General features: G+C 67.6%; 22 protein-coding genes and 1 tRNA gene. 8 read left to right on the top strand and 15 right to left on the bottom strand.

Annotation, left to right across the window (positions count from 1 at the left end; genetic code table 11):
* Positions 1–213 precede the first annotated feature (213 nt).
* From AB0P21_RS30865 to AB0P21_RS30880, 4 genes are all read right to left on the bottom strand, one after another.
* Entirely contained in the window at positions 214–1,446 is a 1,233-nt protein-coding gene (locus AB0P21_RS30865) for an RNA polymerase sigma factor (RefSeq protein ID WP_363700960.1), read from the bottom strand.
* Positions 1,443–1,796 carry a YciI family protein gene (locus AB0P21_RS30870; RefSeq protein ID WP_363701271.1) on the bottom strand — a complete coding sequence of 118 codons (354 nt, stop codon included), beginning with the start codon at positions 1,794–1,796 and terminating at the stop codon, positions 1,443–1,445. The genes AB0P21_RS30865 and AB0P21_RS30870 overlap by 4 nt, the downstream gene beginning before the upstream one ends.
* A 181-nt stretch (positions 1,797–1,977) precedes the next feature.
* On the bottom strand, positions 1,978–2,133 hold the full coding sequence (locus tag AB0P21_RS30875; protein ID WP_363700962.1) for a DUF6131 family protein: 156 nt from the start codon (positions 2,131–2,133) through the stop codon (positions 1,978–1,980).
* A 108-nt stretch (positions 2,134–2,241) separates the two neighbouring features.
* Positions 2,242–3,021, bottom strand: a complete 780-nt coding sequence (locus AB0P21_RS30880) for an enoyl-CoA hydratase/isomerase family protein (RefSeq protein ID WP_363700964.1) — start codon at positions 3,019–3,021, stop codon at positions 2,242–2,244.
* 179 nt (positions 3,022–3,200) lie between these two features.
* On the opposite strand from AB0P21_RS30880, the gene AB0P21_RS30885 reads away from it, so the two are divergent.
* Positions 3,201–4,178: an SH3 domain-containing protein gene (locus AB0P21_RS30885; protein WP_363700966.1), complete on the top strand. Its 978-nt coding sequence runs from the start codon at positions 3,201–3,203 to the stop codon at positions 4,176–4,178.
* 58 nt (positions 4,179–4,236) lie between these two features.
* Here AB0P21_RS30885 and AB0P21_RS30890 read toward each other — a convergent pair whose 3' ends face one another.
* Together AB0P21_RS30890 and sigJ are read right to left on the bottom strand one after the other, a co-directional pair.
* Positions 4,237–5,520, bottom strand: coding sequence for an FAD-binding oxidoreductase (locus tag AB0P21_RS30890; protein WP_363700968.1), 1,284 nt, complete (start codon positions 5,518–5,520; stop codon positions 4,237–4,239).
* Between the two features lie 56 nt (positions 5,521–5,576).
* On the bottom strand, positions 5,577–6,455 hold the full coding sequence (gene sigJ / locus AB0P21_RS30895) for an RNA polymerase sigma factor SigJ (RefSeq protein ID WP_363700970.1): 879 nt from the start codon (positions 6,453–6,455) through the stop codon (positions 5,577–5,579).
* 92 nt (positions 6,456–6,547) lie between these two features.
* Between sigJ and AB0P21_RS30900 the strand changes: the two genes are divergently transcribed.
* Positions 6,548–7,309, top strand: a complete 762-nt coding sequence (locus AB0P21_RS30900) for a glycoside hydrolase family 16 protein (RefSeq protein WP_363700971.1) — start codon at positions 6,548–6,550, stop codon at positions 7,307–7,309.
* Here AB0P21_RS30900 and AB0P21_RS30905 read toward each other — a convergent pair.
* Positions 7,300–8,103 (bottom strand): helix-turn-helix transcriptional regulator, encoded by an 804-nt coding sequence (locus tag AB0P21_RS30905; protein ID WP_363700973.1) that lies wholly within the window; start codon positions 8,101–8,103, stop codon positions 7,300–7,302. The two genes, AB0P21_RS30900 and AB0P21_RS30905, sit on opposite strands and share 10 nt — an antisense overlap.
* A 100-nt stretch (positions 8,104–8,203) precedes the next feature.
* Here AB0P21_RS30905 and AB0P21_RS30910 point away from each other — a divergent pair, with 100 nt between their 5' ends.
* The 5 genes from AB0P21_RS30910 to AB0P21_RS30930 all read left to right on the top strand — a co-directional run bounded on the left by AB0P21_RS30910 (position 8,204) and on the right by AB0P21_RS30930 (position 12,035).
* Positions 8,204–9,079: an SDR family NAD(P)-dependent oxidoreductase gene (locus AB0P21_RS30910; protein ID WP_363700975.1), complete on the top strand. Its 876-nt coding sequence runs from the start codon at positions 8,204–8,206 to the stop codon at positions 9,077–9,079.
* 173 nt (positions 9,080–9,252) lie between these two features.
* The gene (trpD, locus tag AB0P21_RS30915; protein ID WP_363700977.1) at positions 9,253–10,290 is read left to right on the top strand and encodes an anthranilate phosphoribosyltransferase; all 1,038 of its coding nucleotides are present in this window, start codon (positions 9,253–9,255) and stop codon (positions 10,288–10,290) included.
* Positions 10,275–11,213: a sigma-70 family RNA polymerase sigma factor gene (locus tag AB0P21_RS30920; protein WP_363700979.1), complete on the top strand. Its 939-nt coding sequence runs from the start codon at positions 10,275–10,277 to the stop codon at positions 11,211–11,213. The genes trpD and AB0P21_RS30920 overlap by 16 nt, the downstream gene beginning before the upstream one ends.
* A gap of 58 nt (positions 11,214–11,271) precedes the next feature.
* On the top strand, positions 11,272–11,742 hold the full coding sequence (locus AB0P21_RS30925) for a nuclear transport factor 2 family protein (protein ID WP_363700981.1): 471 nt from the start codon (positions 11,272–11,274) through the stop codon (positions 11,740–11,742).
* Entirely contained in the window at positions 11,742–12,035 is a 294-nt protein-coding gene (locus AB0P21_RS30930) for a nuclear transport factor 2 family protein (RefSeq protein ID WP_363700983.1), read from the top strand. The genes AB0P21_RS30925 and AB0P21_RS30930 overlap by 1 nt, the downstream gene beginning before the upstream one ends.
* Here the strand turns inward: AB0P21_RS30930 and AB0P21_RS30935 are convergent.
* Both AB0P21_RS30935 and AB0P21_RS30940 read right to left on the bottom strand, forming a co-directional pair.
* Positions 12,023–12,574 (bottom strand): dihydrofolate reductase family protein, encoded by a 552-nt coding sequence (locus tag AB0P21_RS30935; protein ID WP_363700985.1) that lies wholly within the window; start codon positions 12,572–12,574, stop codon positions 12,023–12,025. The two genes, AB0P21_RS30930 and AB0P21_RS30935, sit on opposite strands and share 13 nt — an antisense overlap.
* A 14-nt stretch (positions 12,575–12,588) precedes the next feature.
* The gene (locus tag AB0P21_RS30940) at positions 12,589–13,323 is read right to left on the bottom strand and encodes a class I SAM-dependent methyltransferase (RefSeq protein WP_363700987.1); all 735 of its coding nucleotides are present in this window, start codon (positions 13,321–13,323) and stop codon (positions 12,589–12,591) included.
* 203 nt (positions 13,324–13,526) lie between these two features.
* Here AB0P21_RS30940 and AB0P21_RS30945 point away from each other — a divergent pair, with 203 nt between their 5' ends.
* Complete coding sequence (locus AB0P21_RS30945) at positions 13,527–14,342, top strand: alpha/beta hydrolase (protein ID WP_363700989.1); 816 nt, start codon at positions 13,527–13,529, stop codon at positions 14,340–14,342.
* A 27-nt stretch (positions 14,343–14,369) separates the two neighbouring features.
* Here AB0P21_RS30945 and AB0P21_RS30950 read toward each other — a convergent pair whose 3' ends face one another.
* The 6 genes from AB0P21_RS30950 to AB0P21_RS30975 all read right to left on the bottom strand — a co-directional run bounded on the left by AB0P21_RS30950 (position 14,370) and on the right by AB0P21_RS30975 (position 18,002).
* On the bottom strand, positions 14,370–15,371 hold the full coding sequence (locus AB0P21_RS30950) for a class I SAM-dependent methyltransferase (RefSeq protein ID WP_363700991.1): 1,002 nt from the start codon (positions 15,369–15,371) through the stop codon (positions 14,370–14,372).
* A gap of 250 nt (positions 15,372–15,621) precedes the next feature.
* Positions 15,622–15,807, bottom strand: a complete 186-nt coding sequence (locus tag AB0P21_RS30955) for a cupin domain-containing protein (RefSeq protein ID WP_363700993.1) — start codon at positions 15,805–15,807, stop codon at positions 15,622–15,624.
* Positions 15,804–15,959 (bottom strand): hypothetical protein, encoded by a 156-nt coding sequence (locus tag AB0P21_RS30960; RefSeq protein ID WP_363700995.1) that lies wholly within the window; start codon positions 15,957–15,959, stop codon positions 15,804–15,806. Before AB0P21_RS30960 ends, AB0P21_RS30955 begins: the two co-directional genes overlap by 4 nt.
* A 102-nt stretch (positions 15,960–16,061) precedes the next feature.
* Positions 16,062–17,213 carry an FAD-dependent monooxygenase gene (locus AB0P21_RS30965; protein ID WP_363700997.1) on the bottom strand — a complete coding sequence of 384 codons (1,152 nt, stop codon included), beginning with the start codon at positions 17,211–17,213 and terminating at the stop codon, positions 16,062–16,064.
* A complete protein-coding gene (locus AB0P21_RS30970) occupies positions 17,210–17,857 on the bottom strand; it encodes a TetR/AcrR family transcriptional regulator (RefSeq protein WP_363700999.1) in 648 nt (215 codons plus the stop codon). Before AB0P21_RS30970 ends, AB0P21_RS30965 begins: the two co-directional genes overlap by 4 nt.
* Before the next feature lie 56 nt (positions 17,858–17,913).
* Positions 17,914–18,002 (bottom strand) — tRNA-Ser (locus AB0P21_RS30975).
* Positions 18,003–18,080 lie beyond the last annotated feature (78 nt).

Below are 18,080 nucleotides of genomic sequence, written 5' to 3' on the forward strand. Positions count from 1 at the left end.
TGACACACCGGCGGCGGTGGCGCGAGTCGGCCGCCGGGGTTTGCGCCGCACCAGGTGATCTGGGTCACGAGCGCATGACGAAGTGCCGGTCGGGACCGACTTACCACTGTCGGCGCTTCGGACGGGGGGCGCCGCGCTCGGTTCATCGGTTGCTGCAGGGGGCAGCCGATGGACCGGGTCACCTGGACTACCGAGTTCGCCGATCTCGAGCGGTTAGCTCAACCGGTCCGCCTTGGACTGAAGGTAGTTGCGTTCAGGGATCGACGTGGTCCGCCGGGCGGCCAGCAGGTAGCTCGCGCGGGCCGCTTCGAGATCGCCCGACATCTCCAGCAGGTGCGCGCGGACCGCCTCCAGCCGGTGGTGCTCAGTGATCCGCTGGTCGGAGTCGAGCTGCTCCAGCAGGGCCAGCCCCTCCTTCGGCCCGGTCGCCATCGCCACCGCCACGGCGTGGTTCAGCGTCACCATCGGGTTGTCGGAGATCTGCTCCAGCACCTGGTACAGCGCGACGATCTGCGGCCAATCGGTGTCCTCGGCCCGCTCGGCAGTGCCGTGTACTGCGGCGATCGCCGCCTGCACCTGATAGGGCCCGAGCTGGGTGCGCGACAACGCGTCGGTGACGAGCGCCTCGCCTTCGACGATCGCGTCCTTGTTCCACTTCGAGCGATCCTGCTCGGCCAGCGGAATCAGGCCGCCGTCGGCATCGGTCCGGGCCGGCCGCCGCGCGTCGGTCAGCAGCATCAGCGCCAGCAGGCCGGCCACCTCACCGTCGTCCGGCAGCAGCCGCCGGACGCCGCGCACCAGCCGGATCGCCTCCGTGGTCAGCTCGGCGCTGTGCAGGGAGGTGCCGGACGACGCGGTGTAGCCCTCGTTGAAGATCAGATACAAAACGTGCAGCACAGCGCCCATCCGGGCATCGCGCTCGGCCTCAGGCGGCATCTCGAACGTACTGCCCGCCTGCTTGATACTGCGCTTGGCCCGGCTGATCCGTTGCGCCATAGTTGCCTCTGGCACCAAAAATCCGGCGGCGATCTGCGCCGTGGTCAAACCGCCGACAGCCCTGAGCGTCAAGGCGATCTGCGACGCCGCCGACACCGCCGGATGGCAGCACAGGAACAGCAGCGTCAACGTGTCGTCGCGTCCACCGAGGTCATCCACATCCGGAGCCGAGGCAACGAACTCGTCGGGCGCCGCCAGATTGGCCGCGTTCTCCTCACGCTGCCGCCGAGCCGACTCGCTCCGCAGCAGGTCCATCAGCCGCCGCGAGCCGACCCGGATCAACCAGCCCCGCGGGTTGTCCGGTACGCCGTCCGCCGGCCACTGCTGGGCAGCGGCGAGCAGGGCCTCCTGCACGGCCTCCTCGGCCAGGTCGAAGTGCCCGTAGTGCCGGACCAGCGCACTGAGCACCTGCGGCGTCTCCTCCCGCAGCAGGTGCTCGAAGTCGCTCACATCTCCAGCCCGGAGTTGTCCATCACAGGTCGCACCTCCACAGCCAGGTACTTCGCGTCCGGCATCCGGGCCGCGTAGTCGATCGCTTCGTCGATGGTGTCGCACTCGACCAGGTAGAAGCCTGCCAGGTGCTCCTTGGCCTCGGCGTACGGGCCGTCGGTGGTGGTCCGGGTGTCGTCGCGGATCATGACCGTCCTGGTGGTGATCGGATCGGCCAGGCCGGCGGCACTGACCAGCATGCCCCGCTCGGTGAGCTCCCGGCTCAGCTCTTCGTGCGAACGGGCCAGGCCGTCGCGTTGCTCGGCCGACAGTCCGGCCCAGCTCTCCGGGTTGCTGTAGATCAGCAGCATGTACTTCACAGGCACCATCCTGACGGTCGCGGAGGTCCCGGCGACCCCCTCTCAGCAGGTACGTCGGAACAACTCGCCGCGATTCGACGTATTGCTGGTCGACAGGAAGAGCAGTGTGTCGGGACCGAAAGAACCCCGCCAACCCGAAGGCCGGCGGGGTCCTGACGCTCAGAAGGTCAGATCAGAACCAGTGCTTCCGTCCCCCGACGGCACGACCGGTCGATCCCAGCAGGAACAACACTGCTCCGACGACGAGCAAAACGATGCCGATCGTCCACAGGATCGAGATCTTCAACAGGAATCCCAGCAACAACAGGATCAATCCGAGGACAAGCATGAAGCCTCCTAATTTCCTTGGCCGCCAGGACGGGGGTTGGCGGCGCCGATGTCTGGTGCCCAGCCCCAAACGTCGGCATGCACGCCAGGCGGAACGGAGTACCGGGAGTCAGCCCTGCCAGGGGAAACGCGGCGCGCGCTTGCCCTGGAACGCGGCGATGCCTTCGACCAACTCACCGTCGGTGATCGTCTCCTGGTAGCGCTGGAAGGCGAGCTGGTCGGCATCGGTCTCGGCGAGCAGCGCGTTGACGGTCTCCTTGGCCGAGCGGATGGTCAGCTGGGAGCGGGAGAGCAAGGTGGCGGCGAAGTCGGCCGCACCGGCGTCGAGTTCGTCCTCGGGAAAGACCTTGTCCACCAGGCCTTTCGTATAAGCCTCTTCGGCCGTCAGCAGGTCACCGCTGAACAGCAGGTACTTCGCAGTAGCAGGCCCGACCAGCGCGAGCAGCACCTTGATCGCGGCCGGCGGGTAGACGACGCCGATCCGCGCCGGCGTCACCCCGTACGTCGAACCGCTCGCCGCGAACCGGAAGTCGCAGTTGATCGCGATCTCCAGCCCGCCGCCGATGCAGTGTCCGCGAATCACCGCGACAGTCGGCTTCGGGAACTCCCGCAGCGCGACCTGCGCCCGCAGATTGTGCGCCCGGAGTTCCGCCATCGGGTCGGCCGGATCACTCCCGGAGACCAGCTCTCCGATGTCGGCGCCCGCCGAGAAGGTCGGCCCGGCGCCGGTCACGAGGAGAACCCTGACCGCAGGATCCGCGGCCAGTTCGGCCAGCAAACCTGGTAGCGCCTCCCACATTGCCCGGGTGAGCGCGTTCCGTTTGGGTGCCCGGTCGATCACCAAGCGTGCTACCGCGCCGGTCTCGACAGTGAACCCGAGGTCGTCCATAACGCGCAGTCAAGCAGAGACCTCACTGTGATGCCGCCGCCTGGATCACACCCGCTGAGCGTGCGGCATGTTCGCAATGCGTTAAAACTCCGCGTCGGTTGGTGGACTCGTCAGGAAGTGTGCTTTGATCCTCCGGTCGATAACGTTTTGATCTCGGCAAGGATTGGGTGGAAGTTCAAGTGGCTGAAGGACGGCATAGACAGGCGCGGCATCGCCAGGCGCGCCCGAAGGTGATCGGCCCCGGCATCGTGAAGGTCGCGATTCCCGGCGCCGCGGTGGCGTTACTGGCCACCGGATCCGCAGTCGCGTTCCCCGATGAGGCCCCGCAGCAGGATGTGTCTGCCGCCAGCTCGCCCCTGCAGCTGAAGCGTGAGGCGCCGACCAGCCGGGACGCCCTTCGACCCCCGCTCGATCTGAGCCCGACCCAGGCGCCGCAGCAGCAGAAGAAGACCGCGCCGGTCGCGAAGCACCTGAAGAAGCAGGCTCCGATTCCGAAGCCGAGCTCGGTGAAGACCCGGGCGGCCGAGAGCGCGAAGACCGTGCTGCCGCCGAAGATCACCGGCAGCAAGTTCACCACCACCGACGTCAACGTCTGGTCCGCACCGGTCACCGGCTCCTTGCTGACCGTCCTGGAGAAGGGCAGCAAGGTCTCCGTCACCGGCAAGGTGCAGGGGGCTTTCGCCGAGATCGTCCGCGACGGCGTCTCCCGCTGGGTCAAGGCGCAGTACCTGGCCGCGACCAAGCCGGTCGACAAGCCGGTCGAAGAGGGCACCCCGTCGCAGGCAGCCTGCAAGTCCGGCTCCAGCGTCGAGGACGGCCTGACGGCTGACGCGATCCGGGTGCACCGCGCGATCTGCCACCTGTTCCCCTCCGTCACGTCGTACGGCGGTCTGCGCAGCGGCGACTCCGGCAGCGAGCACTCCAGCGGCCGTGCGCTCGACATCATGGTCAGCGGCCAGACCGGCCAGGAGATCGCCGACTACCTCAAGGCCAACCGCAAGGCCCTGGGCGTGAGCGAACTGCTCTGGGAGCAGCACATCTGGACGGTCCAGCGCAGCAGCGAAGGCTGGCGCGCGATGGAGGACCGTGGCGGCGCCACGGCCAACCACTACGACCACGTGCACGTCAGCGTGTACGGCAACTCCGGCACCGCCTGATCCTGCCTCACCGAAACGGCCCGGCCCTCTCAAGAGAGGCCGGGCCGTTTCGTTGTTCTCAGGGCTTGAGGTTGTGGTTCAGGTGGAAGAAGTTGTCCGGGTCGTAGGCCCGCTTGACCGCGCGGAGGCGGGTCAGGTCGGCTGCGGCGTACGCCGAGGTTGCCTGGCCGGGGTCGGCGACGAAGTTGAGGAACGTGCGGCCGGTGTTGCGCAGTACCGGGGCCAGCTCCGGGACCTCCTGGTCGATGATCAGCGAGTACGCCGCCTCCCGGTGGCCGACCGGACCGGCGCCGGGACCCGGGTGAGCCATCGCGCCACCCCAGTGGCGGATCTCGACGGTCTCGGTGGGCAGCTCGGCCAGCGCGTCCAGGAGGTCGTCCGGCAGGGTGTCGAGCATGTCCAGGTAGCGGGCCGGGGTGCCGCCCATCGCGGATTCGCCGTACGGCGTGGTCTTCAGCTCGCCGGCCAGAATCGGGCCGGCCTGGTTGAACAGCGGCTTGAGGAGGTGCTCGGCCAGGTCGGCATCACCGGAGTACGAGGCCTTGATCGCCAGGGCACGAGTGGTGGTGCCGGGGAGGCGAGTGAGCAGGATCGCGGTGCTCAGCTCGTTGGGGATGGTGGCGGACCAGTCGCGGTAGAACTTGAGCGTCTCGGCCGCGTTGTCGATGCCGAAGTACACGACGCCGGAGTGGACCTGCGGCACGTCGTACAGGCGGAACTCGAGCGAGGTGACGATGCCGAAGTTGCCGCTGCCACCGCGGATCGCCCAGAACAGGTCGGGGTGCTCGTCAGCGCTGGTGGTGACTACTCGACCGTCTGCGGTGACTACCTCGGCCCGGATCACGCTGTCGGCCGCGAAGCCGTACTTGCGAGCCAGCCAGCCAACACCTCCACCCAGCGTGTAGCCGGTGACTCCTACGTCTCGCGAGGAGCCCGCGAGCGGCGCAAGACCGAACTGCCCGGCAGCGTCGATCACTGCGCCCCAGCGGGTGCCAGGGCCGACCTTGGCAACCTTGCGCTGCGGGTCGACGAGTACTGAGGTCATGGTCGAGGTCTTGAGCAGGATGCCGCCGTCAGCAGGCACCCGCGTCCCATGCCCAGTCGCCTGTACTGCGAGCGGCAACCCGTACTGCCGGGCAGTGCGGACAGCCGCCTGCACGTCAGACCGGCTGCAGGCCTCCGCGACCACCAGCGGCTTCGAGTCGAAGGTAGGGACGACCGACTGCCGCAGTACGTCGTACTGCGCGTCGCCGGGCTGGTGCAACTCACCGCTGAACCCGCTGCCGAGCAGTCCAGCGACTACATCGCTACCAGTGACCTCGTAAATCGCCTGCGCGCTCATCCCGCTGCTCCTTCGCCATGTGCCTGCCTCTTACACACACGTCGAAGGAGATCGGCTCAGATAGACACGATCGGCAGAAATTTTTTCAGCCGCGGGAGATCGGCGAGGATGTTGATCTCGGTGATCCTGCCGTCGCGGAGGGTGAGGTCCATGATTCCCATCAAGGTGTCGCCGACGACGGTCACTGCGCCGGGGTAGCCGTTGACGAGGGTCGGGCGGGTATGCGGCGCCAGGCGGGTGAAGGTGAGGGCCTGCTCGACTACTGCGAGGGCGCCGCGGACCAGCTTGGAGACGGCGGGGCCGTCGGCCGTAGTACCGGCGTCTGCTCGGAGGACGACATTCGGGTCGAGTAGAGCCAGCAGGGCCTCGAAGTCGCCGCTGCGCGAGGCGGCGAGGAAGGCGTCCACTACTTCGCGCTGCCTGCTCAGGTCGTTGTCAGCGACTGGTGCGACCTGGACCCGGCGGCGGGCCCTGGAGGCGAGCTGCCGGGTGGCGGCAGGGCTCTTGTCGACGATCTCGGCGACCTCGTCGAAGCTGAGGCCGAACATGTCGTGCAGCACGAAGGCGAGGCGCTCGGCCGGCGACAGCTGCTCCAGCACCACCATCATGGCCAGGCCGACCGCGTCGGTCCGGACCGCTTCCTCCTCCGGGTCCAGCGGACCCAGGAGCGGATCCGGCACGAAGACGTCGTCCAGCGGGTCCTCGCGCCGCGTCTTGCGGCTGCGCAGCTGGTCGAGGCAGATCCGCGAGACCACCGTGGTCAGCCAGCCGCCGAGATTCTGGATCTCACTCGCCTCCGACCGGCTCAACCGCAGCCACGCCTCCTGCACCGCATCCTCGGCCTCACTGACCGACCCAAGCATCCGGTACGCCACCGACCGCAGTTGGGCGCGATGCTGCTCGAACTGGCCGGCCAGTCGGTCGAAATCATCCACAGGTCACAATCTCCCATCGCGGTCCGTCAAAGCTCTGACGATCGGAGCGCCCATCATGTGACAACCACGCGGTCAGCCGCCGATCATGAGGGATGGCCGAGCGTGAGCTGATCTTCGAGGACCACTTCGACGGACCTACCCTCGATCCCGCCGTCTGGTCGCCGTACTACCTGCCGCAGTGGAGTTCACGCGCCGCGGCGGGAGCGCAGTACGAGGTGGAGGACTCCTGCCTGCGACTCTTCGTCCCGCCCGACCAGGGCATTTGGTGCGAGGGCGACCACCTGCCACCGACGCGTGTCTCGGGTATCCAGTCCGGCAACTTCTCCGGACCGGTCGGCAGCACGATCGGCCAGCAGCCGTACCGCGACGGCCTGCGGGTCCGCGAGGAGCAACCGCCGTTCTGGGGCTGGACCCCGACCGGCGGCTATCTCGAACTCCGCGCCCGCGCCGACCTCTCGCCGCGCTCAATGGCGGCCCTGTGGCTGGTCGGCCTCGAGGACACCCCGGAGCGCTGCGCCGAGATCTGTGTCACCGAGATGTTCGGTAAATCCGTGGTCGCCGGCGAATCGGTCGAGGTCGGCATGGGCCTGCACACATTCCGCGATCCCTCCGTTCCCGAAGACTTCCAGGCGCCGCGTCTTGCCCTGGATCCCACCGACTTCCACCTGTACGCCGTGGACTGGTCCCCCACCCGGGCCGATTTCTACGTCGACAACCTTCTCGTCCGCAGCTGTCAGAGCCCGCCGAAGTACCCGATGCAGCTCATGCTCGCCACCTTCGACTTCCCCAGCGAAGAAGGTCCTGCCGACCATGTCCCGTCGTTCACCATCGACTACATCCGCGGCTACAGGTGAGCGAGTAGCTCAAGCTTTTCGTGTGAGGGCGTGCCGGGCGAGGCGTGGTAGGTGATCAGCATCTGGGTCGGGGTGCCGGGGAGCGCGAGCTTTTCGTAGTTCAGGGTCAGCGGACCGACCTGGGGATGGTTGAAGCGGGTGGTCCCGCTGGACTTCTGGCGGACGTCCTGTTTGGCCCACAGGGTGCGGAAGCGAGGGCTGTGCAGGCTGAGGTCGCCGATCAGGGCGACCAGTTCGGGGTCATCGATGGTGGGGACGATGATCGAGCGGAGGTAGGCGACCGCCTTGGCGGTCATGTCGTCCCAGTCGACGTAGAACTCGCGCATCTCCGGTTCCAGGAAGGCCGCGCGCAGGGTGTTGACTCCCGGAGCAAAGAAGGGGCTTAGGGCAACGGCTATCGGATTCGCTGCCAGGGTTGACATGTAACGGCTGTGCACAAGGGCCGGGGTGGTCGGCCAGCTGGCGATGAGGCTCTGTACTCCGGCGCTGACCTGCTCGGGGCGCGCGGCGCGACGGCGTATCGGCTTCCCTGGGGCGGTGAGCTTCTTGAGGTAGGTCTCGGCATCGGTGTCGAGCTGAAGCGCGCGGGCGAGGCTGTCGAGCACCTGGTCCGACGGGTGCCGGTCGCGGCCTTGCTCCAGCCGTAGGTAGTACTCGACGCTGATGCCGGCCAGCAGCGCGACCTCCTCACGCCGCAACCCGGGCACCCGCCGGCGACTGCCGCCTGGCAGGCCGACGTCCTCAGGGCGCAGCCGCTCACGCCGTACCTTGAGGTACTCACCGAGGTTGCTCACGTTTCCAGAGTAGTTGCGTCCGGCGACCAGATCCTGTCCCTGCTAGTACCAGTGTCAGCAGAGTCTTCTTCACCGGCCGGCCACGGCGCAGCATCGAGACATGAACTCCTTCGGATTCACAACAAGCGCAAGCGAAGTACTGGCCGGCTTCGACCTGACCGGCCAGCGGGCCTTGATCACCGGCGCCAACTCGGGGATCGGTGTCGAAACCGCCCGTGCCCTCGCCGCGGCCGGCGCCGAGGTCGTGCTCGCCGTCCGAAACGTTGCCTCAGGCAAGGAAATCGCAGCGACCATTGAGAACGCCCAGGTCGCCGAGCTCGAGCTGGCCGATCTCGCCTCGGTCCGCGCGTTCGTCGCCGGCTGGGACGGACCGCTCGACATCCTGGTCAACAACGCCGGCATCATGGCCACCCCCGAGCTCACCCGGACGCCGGAAGGCCGCGAGCTCCAGTTCGCCGTGAACTTCCTCGGTCACTTCGCCCTCACCACCGGCCTGCACGCCGCCCTCGCCCGGTCCGGCGGCGCGCGGATCGTCTCGCTCAGCTCCAACGCCCACCTGATGTCGCCGCCGGTCTTCGACGACCTCGACTGGGTCTACCGCCCCTACAGCCCGATCGGCGCGTACGGCGACTCGAAGACCGCGACCGTCCTCCTCGCCGTCGAGGCGACCAGGCGCTGGTCGAGTGACGGCATCGTCGCCAACGCGGTCAATCCGGGTGCGATCGCCACCAGACTCCAGCAGCACACCGGCGGCCTCCGGACCCCGGTCGAACGCCGCAAGACCATCGAGCAGGGCGCGGCAACCTCGGTCCTGGCGGCCACCCTGACCACCGGCGGCCGGTACTACGAGGACTGCGCCGAGGCTCCCGTGCTGACCGGCCCACCGGTCATGTTCGGCGGCGGAGTCGCGCCGTTCGCGCTCGACCCGGGCAACGCCGAGCGGCTCTGGGAGCTGGCGACGGCACTGGTGGCGTGACGATCGCCTTTGCTATCGTCCGAGCGTGATCATGCGTCTGAGCAGCTGGTGGCCCGTCGACTAGGCGGCCACCTTGCTCGTACGCGTAAAACCAACCGGCCGCCTCGATGAGGCGGCCGTTGTGATCTCTGCACCCCAGCCTCGTCGGGTCGGCCCGATCCCGAGGACTGCCCATGACCACCCGTACTGCGAAGCGCTCCTGGTCCGCGCTCATCTCCGGCCTGCTCACCGGCCGCGGCCTCACGCCGGCGGACTGCTGGTGGGCGATGGACCAGGTCGTCCTCGGGCACGCCACGACGGCGCAGGCGGCCGGCTTCCTGATCGCGCTCCGCGCCAAGGGCGAAACACCGGACGAGATCGTCGCGATGGCCGACGGCCTCCGCAGGCACGCGACCGCCGTCACCATCCCAGGGCGATTTGTCGACATCGTCGGCACGGGCGGCGACGGCAGCGGCGCGGTCAACATCTCGACCATCGCAGCGATCGTCGCCGCGGCTGCTGGCGTGACAGTGGTCAAGCACGGCGGCCGAGCGGCCTCATCGCAGACCGGCGGCTCAGCCGACCTGGTGGAGCACCTCCAGATCCCCCTCGACCTGTCGCCTTCTGATGCCGCCAGAGTCGCCGCAACGGCCGGCATCACCTACCTGTTCGCACCACGCTTCAACCCCGGCCTACGGCACGTCGCCGCAGTACGGCGTGAGCTGGGCGTCCCGACGGCGTTCAACGTGCTCGGACCGCTCATCAACCCCGCAGACCCTCAGCACCAGCTGGTAGGCGTGGCAGATGCGCGCATGCAGCCGGTCATCGCCGCAGCACTCGCCGGTCGAGGCTCGACCGCACTAGTGGTCCGCGGAGATGACGGACTCGACAAGCTGACGACTACTGCCTCGTCCTGCGTCTGGGTGGTCCGCGACGGCCACGCAGTACCCGAGTTGCTGGATCCCCGCTCACTGGGTCTTCCCCTGTCGTCACCAGCCGACCTACGCGGCAGTACTGCGGCCGCGAACGCCCAGGTACTCCAGTCGGTGCTGGCAGGCGACGCCAGCCCCGTGCGCGACGTAGTACTGCTCAATGCGGCTGCTGCCGTTGCGGCCGTCAGGCTGACCTCCCGGCCACTGGCAGAGCAACTAGCGGCCGGGCTGGCCGACTGCGCGGAGGCGATTGACAGCGGCCGTGCGGCTGAAACACTGGCTCGGTGGATCACCGCGTAGAGCTCGAGGACGCCTTCGAGGAGTTGGTCGGCCCGTTGCGGGGTGAGCTGCACGCGCACTGCTATCGAATGCTCGGTTCGGATCACGACGCCGAGGACTGTGTGCAGGAGACGTTGCTCAGGGCCTGGAACAGCCGGGGACGGTTCGAGGGCGAGGCGGTGCGGGCTTGGCTCTACAAGATCGCCACCAACCGCTGCCTGACGCTGATCGAGCGCAGGGGTCGCCGGGAGCTCCCCGCCGACGTGGCTGCACCAGCGGCTGAAGGCAGCTGGGTGGAGCCTTACCCGTCGTCCCGGCTGTCCTGGACTGCTCAGCTGACCCCAGAGGCTCGCCTGGTTGCGCTGGAGAGCGTCGAGTTGGCCTTCGTGGCTTCGTTGCAACACCTGTCGGCGCTGCAACGCGCAGTACTGCTGTTGCGGGACGTCCTCGCTTTCGCTGCCAGTGAGGTGGCCGACCAGCTCGACACGACGGTTGCTGCGGTCAACAGCGCTCTGCAGCGGGCGCGGAAGGTGGTGGGCGGCGCACCGACTCAGCAAGCCGCCCTGGCCGATCTCGGGGAGCCTGCGCAGCGGGAGCTGGTTCGCCGCTACATGACTGCCTGGGAGGCGGGCGACGTCGAGGCGATCGTGGCGCTGCTGACCGACGATGCGAAGTACTCGATGCCGCCGCTGCCGCAGTGGTTCGAGGGGCGGGACGGGATTCGCGGGTTCCTGCTCGACGGGCCGCTGCGGGTGCCGTGGAGGTTCCTGCCGGCGTCGGCCAACGGACAGCTCGCAGTCGGCACCTACATGCTGGAGAACGACCGCTATGTGCCGGCCGGCCTGGACCTGCTCGTACTGCGGGGGCCGGCGATCGCTGAGGTGGTCTCGTTCCTGGAGGCCGACTTCGCCGATTTCGGGTTGCCGGCTTCGCTGCCGCGATGAGTTTTGCGCTCGGCCAGGGTTCTAGTCGTGACAGTGATTCCTACAGAGAGCTGGAACGATGACCGACGAGCAGGAGATCCGCACGCTGATCGAGCGCTGGGCCGCCGCGGTGCATACCGGCGACCTGGCGGTGGTCCTCGAGGATCACACGGCCGACATCGTCATGTTCGACGTGCCACCGCCGTACGCCGGGGTGCGTGGACTCGACGCATATCGCGAGACCTGGCCGCCGTTCTTCGAGTGGCAGGCGTCCGGCGCCGTCTTCGAGATCGAGTCGCTGGACGTGACGGCCGGGGCTGAGGTGGCGTTCGCCTTCGCGTTGTTGCGGTGTGGTGAGGCGGCCGAGTTTCCGGCGAATGCGTCGCGGCTGCGGTTGACGCTGGGGCTGCGCAAGGAGAACGGCCGGTGGTTGGTGTCGCATGAGCACCACTCGTTTGCCTTGGCGGACACGACTGCCGCGAAGTCCGAAGTACGGGATCTTCATACTCATTGGGCGGACGGACTGCGGCGAAGGATCTCGATGGGCTGATGGACGGGATCGCGGACGACGTCGTGTCTTATGAGCACGCCGGGGAGTACGCGGGCAAGGCCGCAGTACGGGAGGTTTGCGAGTCAGGTCTCAAGTCGGCGGATGAGGTCAGTCTGGAGACGACCGAGCTGCAGGTGGAGACGCAGGGCGACCTGGCTGTCGCCTGGGGTCGCGACCACGTGCAGGCCGGATCAGTCGACAGCTGGTCCCGCGCTACCCGCGTCTTCCGGCGGGAGGAAGGTGGCTGGAAGATGATCCACCAGCACCTGTCCTTCCCGACTCAGGAGCGGTAGCGGAGGAGGGTGACGCCGGAGCGGAAGGGCAGCGACTCCACGAGACGCAAGTTGGCGCGAGGACTCCCGTCAGCGAAGAGGCGCTCCCCCTTGCCGAGCACCACCGGGTAGACGAACAGCCGGTACTCGTCGACCAGCCCGGCGGCCGCCAGCGAGTGCACCAGCTTGATGCTGCCGGTGGCGACGATGTCCTTGCCTGGTTGGTCTTTCAGGGCCGCTACCGCAGCTAGGTCACGCAGTACGACGCTGTGCTCCCAGTCGGGATCCTGCAGCGTCGTGGAGACCACGTACTTCGTGACCTGGTTGAGGTAGTCGGAGATGCCGGTCTGGTCGTCAGTCTGGTGCGGCCAGAAGCCGCGCATGTCCTCGAAGGTCTGCCGCCCGACCAGGAACCCGTCCGCGGCTTCCCGCTGCAGCTTGAGCGCCGCCAACAGGTCGGACTGGTCCACCTCCCCGTCGTCACCTGGGCCGAACCAGCCCTCGCTCGCGTCGATCACTCCATCGACCGTGATGTTCTCGGTCACCACCAGATCTCGCATGGCCCAACTCTCGCCTAGGCCTTGGTGGCGCGGAAGACGAACAGGCGGGTCTCTTCGGTCACCGGTTGCTGGTGCCAGCAGTCGTAGATCTGGATGTCGGTGAAGCCCGCCGTCGACAGGGCGGCGGTCAGCTCCTCCGCAGTACGGAAGTAGAGGGTGCAGGTGGAGACGGCGTCGGAGCCGTCCTCGAAGACGTTGTGCGCGTCGAACACGACCCGCCCGTTGTCGACCTCGGTGACCTCCATCCACTCGCGCACCGGGGCGCCGGGGATGCCGCGTTCGAAGTACGTCGCGTCGGGGTTCCACTCCTCCCACGCACGGGCGGCGGGGTTGCGGCTCTCGAAGCTGAGGACGCCGCCGGGGCGTAGTACCGCGGCGAGGGCTTCGAGGGCTCGCGGGAGATCGTCGGAGCTGATGTGCATCATCGTGTTGCCGGTGCTGACCGCCAGGTCCGCGTCGCCGGTGCCCTCGATCGCGCCGGCGTCACCATCGATCCAGGTGACAGCGTCCGCGCCCGGCTGCCGGCGCGCGTACCCGAGCATCGTCGGGCTCGGATCGATGCCGATGACAACGCGACCCGGCGCGGCGAACGCCCGGGTCAGGAGTCCGGTGCCGCAGCCGAGGTCGACGACCTTCGTGGCGGCCAGATCGTCGGCGAGCTTGAGGAAGTAGTCGTGATCGTCACCGCTGCCGTTGTCCTCGTCGTACAGGCCTACCAGCCGTTCGTCACCATACGGGTCAGCAGTCATACCCGCAGATTACTCAGCGCGACGGCTCGGCGCAAAAAGTGACCCCGCCGGACGCACTCCTCAGATCGGCGGCGGCGCGTTATCGTGACCTGGGGCGGCGAGGCGGCCAATTCCCTTGCTCACAAAGGGTTTCGGGCTGGGGACGATCGGTGCCGGAGACCGACTTATTGGAGTTTCTCCAGTCCTGGAAGGGATTTGAGCCAATGAAGAGCGAACGCTATCGCCGGACAGCCGGCGTACTCCTCGCCGTCCTCGCCCTGGTGGCGACCGCGGTGACTCCCGCAGCAGCGTCACATCAGAGCAAACCCAGACCTACCATCGTCCTGGTGCACGGCGCCTGGGCCGACGGATCCGGCTGGTCGAAGGTGACTCGCCGCCTGCAGGACGACGGCTACCAGGTCCGAGTCCCCCCGAACCCACTGCGCAATCTCGGCAGCGACTCGGCCACTGTCCGCAACTTCCTGGCCACTCTCTCGGGACCCATCGTCCTGGTCGGCCACTCGTACGGCGGCGCCGTCATCACCAACGCGGCGACCGGCAACCCGAACGTCAAAGCACTCGTGTACGTCGACGGATTCGCCCCAGCTCAAGGCGAATCGATCTTCCCGCTGGCCGGCGCGGACTCCGCCCTGGCCGTCGATCCGACCACGGTCTTCGATTTCGTCCCGTATCCCGGCGGGCCACCCGGCGACGTCGACCTCTACCTCAAGCACGACACTTTCGTGACGTCCTTCGCGTCCGGCGTACCGCGCCGCGAAGCGGAGAGCCTGTACCCGGCCCAGCGGCCGCTCACTCTCAGTGCCGGCAACGACCTCTCCGGTACTCCGGCGTACGCCACGATCCCGTCCTGGTACGTGCTTGGCACCGGCGACCGCATCATCACGCCGACCGCCCAACTGTTCATGGCCACCCGCGCCCACTCCACCATCACCCGAGTACCGGCCGGCCACCTCAGCCTGGTCTCCCACCCCGGCCAGGTCGCCAACGTCATCGAGAAGGCCGCCAAGGCAACCCGCTGATGCGCAGGTCTTGAACCGGCAGCTGCCTCACCGGCCCGGCCGCTGCGCGACGACGTAGCGGCCGACGTCGGTGACGGCCAGCCTGACCAGGTCGAATCCAGCCGTCTCTGCCTCCGCGGCCAACTGCTCCGCGGTTCGACCGAAGGGCACGTCCCACCCGCGCGTGACGAGCCGGCGTACGGCGTACGCGAGCCCGCCGCTCGGCTGCGGCTCGGGCTCCGTTTCCTGCAGGAAGAGCAGCCCGCCGGGTTTGATTGCGCGCCGGATCACGGCCAGCGTCTCCGCCCTGGTCGACTCGGGGAAGAACGGTTGGGCCCAGAAGGCGCCGCCGAACTCATCGGTCTCCTTCAGCTCCCGGATGTCCAGGCAACGGATCTCGACGCGGTCGGCCACGCCCTGAGCCTCAGCCCGGCGAAGCGCTTCGGCGGCGACCGTCGGTACGAGCTCGACCGCGACCGATCGCATCTCTGGGAACAGCGTGGCCAGCGTGAGACTCGACCCGGCGACGCCACACCCGACATCGAGCCACCGCTCGCGACGCACCAAGTCGGCCAGCTCGGGAAGCTGCGGCAGGAACACCTGCTCGAACAACCGCCGAGTCTCTGCCGTCGCGCGGCCACCCGATGCCCGCGCGATCACCAGCGCATCGTCCTCACTCAACGGCAACGGCCCCGGCTCCCGCACAGCCGTGTCGATCAACTTCGACATCACCGCGGACCGATCAAGGATCTCGCCCAGCCCGATCCACGCGTCATCCGCAGCAAACGCCTCGTACTGCGAACTCAGCCGAACCCGCCCATTGTCATCCACCACAACCCCGTACTCCGCCAGCACGGCGACGAGGTCGCTCACCCGCGTCGGCGGCAGCCCGGAGTACGCGGCAAGCTCGGCGAGTTCACGCGGTTCGGCCAGGTAGCGCGTCCAGCCGAGCTCGTGGATTGTGGACAGCAACGCCAGTACTTGCGCCCCGGCGGCCCAGCCCTCGACGCTCTTCCGGCCTTCGACGGCAAGCTCAAGTCGTCCGCTCATCCCACCAGGATGCTGGACCAACCGGTCACAGCTGGTTCGCAGCTGCTCGCAACCACAGACCCAGCGGGCGACCGCACGTAGTACCGGTGCTGGCCAGCCGGCGAGCTCTACGACCCGGCCGACCTCGACAACCCCCGCCACGTCTACGCAGTACAGCCGGACTAAGCCTTCGCCTTCGGCAAGGAAACTGGACTCACCGCCACCCGCTGGCGCTTCTGACTCGGCCTCCCGGTTGAGCAACCCGGGTTCGTCAAACGGTCTCGGAGCCGAACACCAAGATCCGGACGCCCGACTCGGTACGCGGCTGGTGCCGGCTGCCGTTCTGGTAGTGGAGGTACGTGCCGGCCGGGTAGCTGCGGCCGTGGTCGAGGAGTTCGCCGGAGATCACGTAGATCAGCTCGTCCCGGTCGTGCACGTCCACCTCCGGCCAAGTCACCCCCGGCTCCAGGTCGAAGACGCGCGCCCGAACCCGTTGGACGGCAGCCCGCGGCGCAGGATCCCCGGCGCGAGATCGGTCGGCTCGATCGCGTCGATGAACACCGCGTTCGGCAGCCTCGGCTGGACCTGGTCGATCAAGTCATCGCTCATGGTTCAACGATGCTGTGCGCCGCTTCCCGGGACCAGGCTCGTCCTGGTCTCCGCGCGGTCCGATCCGGTCATCAGGATCAGCAGGTGCACGCCGGTGGGAGATCAGTGGGTGGTCAGCGCCGAGTAGTTTTCGAGGTCGAGGTTTTTGGCGGGGCCTTCGAGCGCCTTCATCGCCGGGCTGAAGACCTTCATGGTGGTGAAGAGGAGGTTGCGCCCGACGATGCCGGGGCGGCTCTTGGGGGCGAGGAGGCGGCCGGCGTTGATCTTCTGGGACACGGAGGCGTAGTCGCGGTACTTCGCCTCGTACTGGGCGAAGGCGTTCGTGTGATCACCCTCGGCGCGCAGCAGTTCGCCGGCAAGCACGTAGGCGCCGACGATGGCCAGTCCGGTACCGAAGCCGCCCAGGGCATTGCCGTAGGCGGAGTCACCGAGGAGGGCGACGCGGCCTCGACTGTAGTGCTGGGTGGTGACGCGGCTGATCGAGTCCATGTAGAAGGTGGACGCGGTGGGAATCTTCGCCATCAGCTCAGGCACACGCCACTTGCCGCCGCGGTATGCGTCGATCAGCTGCTTCTTCTGCACCTCGATGTCGTCGGTGCGGGGTAACAGCTCGGAGGCGAAGACGAAGAAAGCCGGGGCTTTGCTGCCGCCGAGGCCGACCATCCGGCCGGGTTCGTTGTAGGCGACGTCGTCGAGATCGAGGTCGAGGTCGGCCAGGACGTAGTAGTAGCCGAGGTGGGTGACGTAGTCCGTCTCCGGCCCGAAGGCCAGTTTGCGGACGTTGGAGTGGATGCCGTCGGCACCGATCACGATGTCGAACGTACGGGCAGAGCCGTGCACGAACGTCACATCGACGCCGTGGCTGGTCTCGGTGAGGGAGGTGATCGAGTCGCCGAAGACGTACTCGCATTTGCCGGCCGTGAGGTTGTAGATCAGTTGCGCGAGATCGCCGCGGGGGATGTTGATCTCTCCTCCGGAGAAGGCACCTGGGACAACACCGATCGTGCGTCCCTTGGCGTTGACGAACGTCCCGTCGCTGTCCTCGACGCTTGCCTGCTTGACCGCCTCGAGGATGCCCATCTGCTGCAGGACCGAGAGATGGACGGGACCTTTGAAGTCGACTGCCTGGCCACCGGGACGCAGTTCGGCGGCCTTCTCCACCACGGTGACCTCGAATCCGTACCGCTCCAGCCAGAAGGCGAGGGCCGGGCCGGCGAGGCTGGCACCGGAGATGAGTACACGAGTGTTCTTCATGAGGAGTCTCCTGTTGCTTGGAGCACGCTGCGGAAGGCACGGTCGAGATGATCGAGCGCGATCGTGGCGGTGTGCTTCATCTCGGCCGCGGCTGTGCCTGTTGGGGTGCCGGCGACGATGTGAGCACCGATCTCGTCGGTGATGGTCTGAACGACGCAGATCAGCGCAGCGGCGTGCACGCGGGCCACGATCGCGGCAATGCCCGCGTCGGTCGTCCCGAGGGCGGCCACGACGCGATCCACCTGCTGTTCGCGCAGTTCCAGTGCGAACCGGCGCAGCGCACCACTTTCGCGGCACAACACGGGGAACTGGCCCCGGGCAAGCGCCGGATCGTCGCCCCGGTAGCGCTCGATGTCCACCGCCACGAGCGGACGCAGAGCATCTGCCGGGCTGGCCCCGTCGGTTCGAGCGAGCACAGCCTGCCCGTACAGGTCGCGGAACTCATCGGCCCGGTCGAGTACGAGGTCGTGCTTGGCCGGGAAGTAGTTGTAGATCGTCTGGTCGGACACGTTCGCGGTGCGAGCGACGTCGAGCACCGACACACCGTCGTACCCGTGCTCCGCGAACAGCCTCGCCGCGATGTCCGCGATGCGCTCGCGCTGCTCGGCCTTCTTACGCTCCCGCAGGCCTTGTTCTCTGGGCATGCAGACACGGTAGCTCTAATTTTTGGGTAACCCAAATATTTTTGAGACTTAACCGGCGGAGGGCGTGGGATTCGAACCCACGATGACGGTCACCCGCCATACCGGTTTTCAAGACCAGCGCACTCGGCCACTATGCGAGCCCTCCCGGGCAGCCTCGCGACCGCCAGAAGTGACTATAGAGGAGCGGATTCAGATCGAGGCTCGGGGTCTGGCGATGTTGGTC

The sequence above is a fragment of the Kribbella sp. NPDC056861 genome (assembly GCF_040687575.1).
Taxonomy (GTDB): domain Bacteria; phylum Actinomycetota; class Actinomycetes; order Propionibacteriales; family Kribbellaceae; genus Kribbella.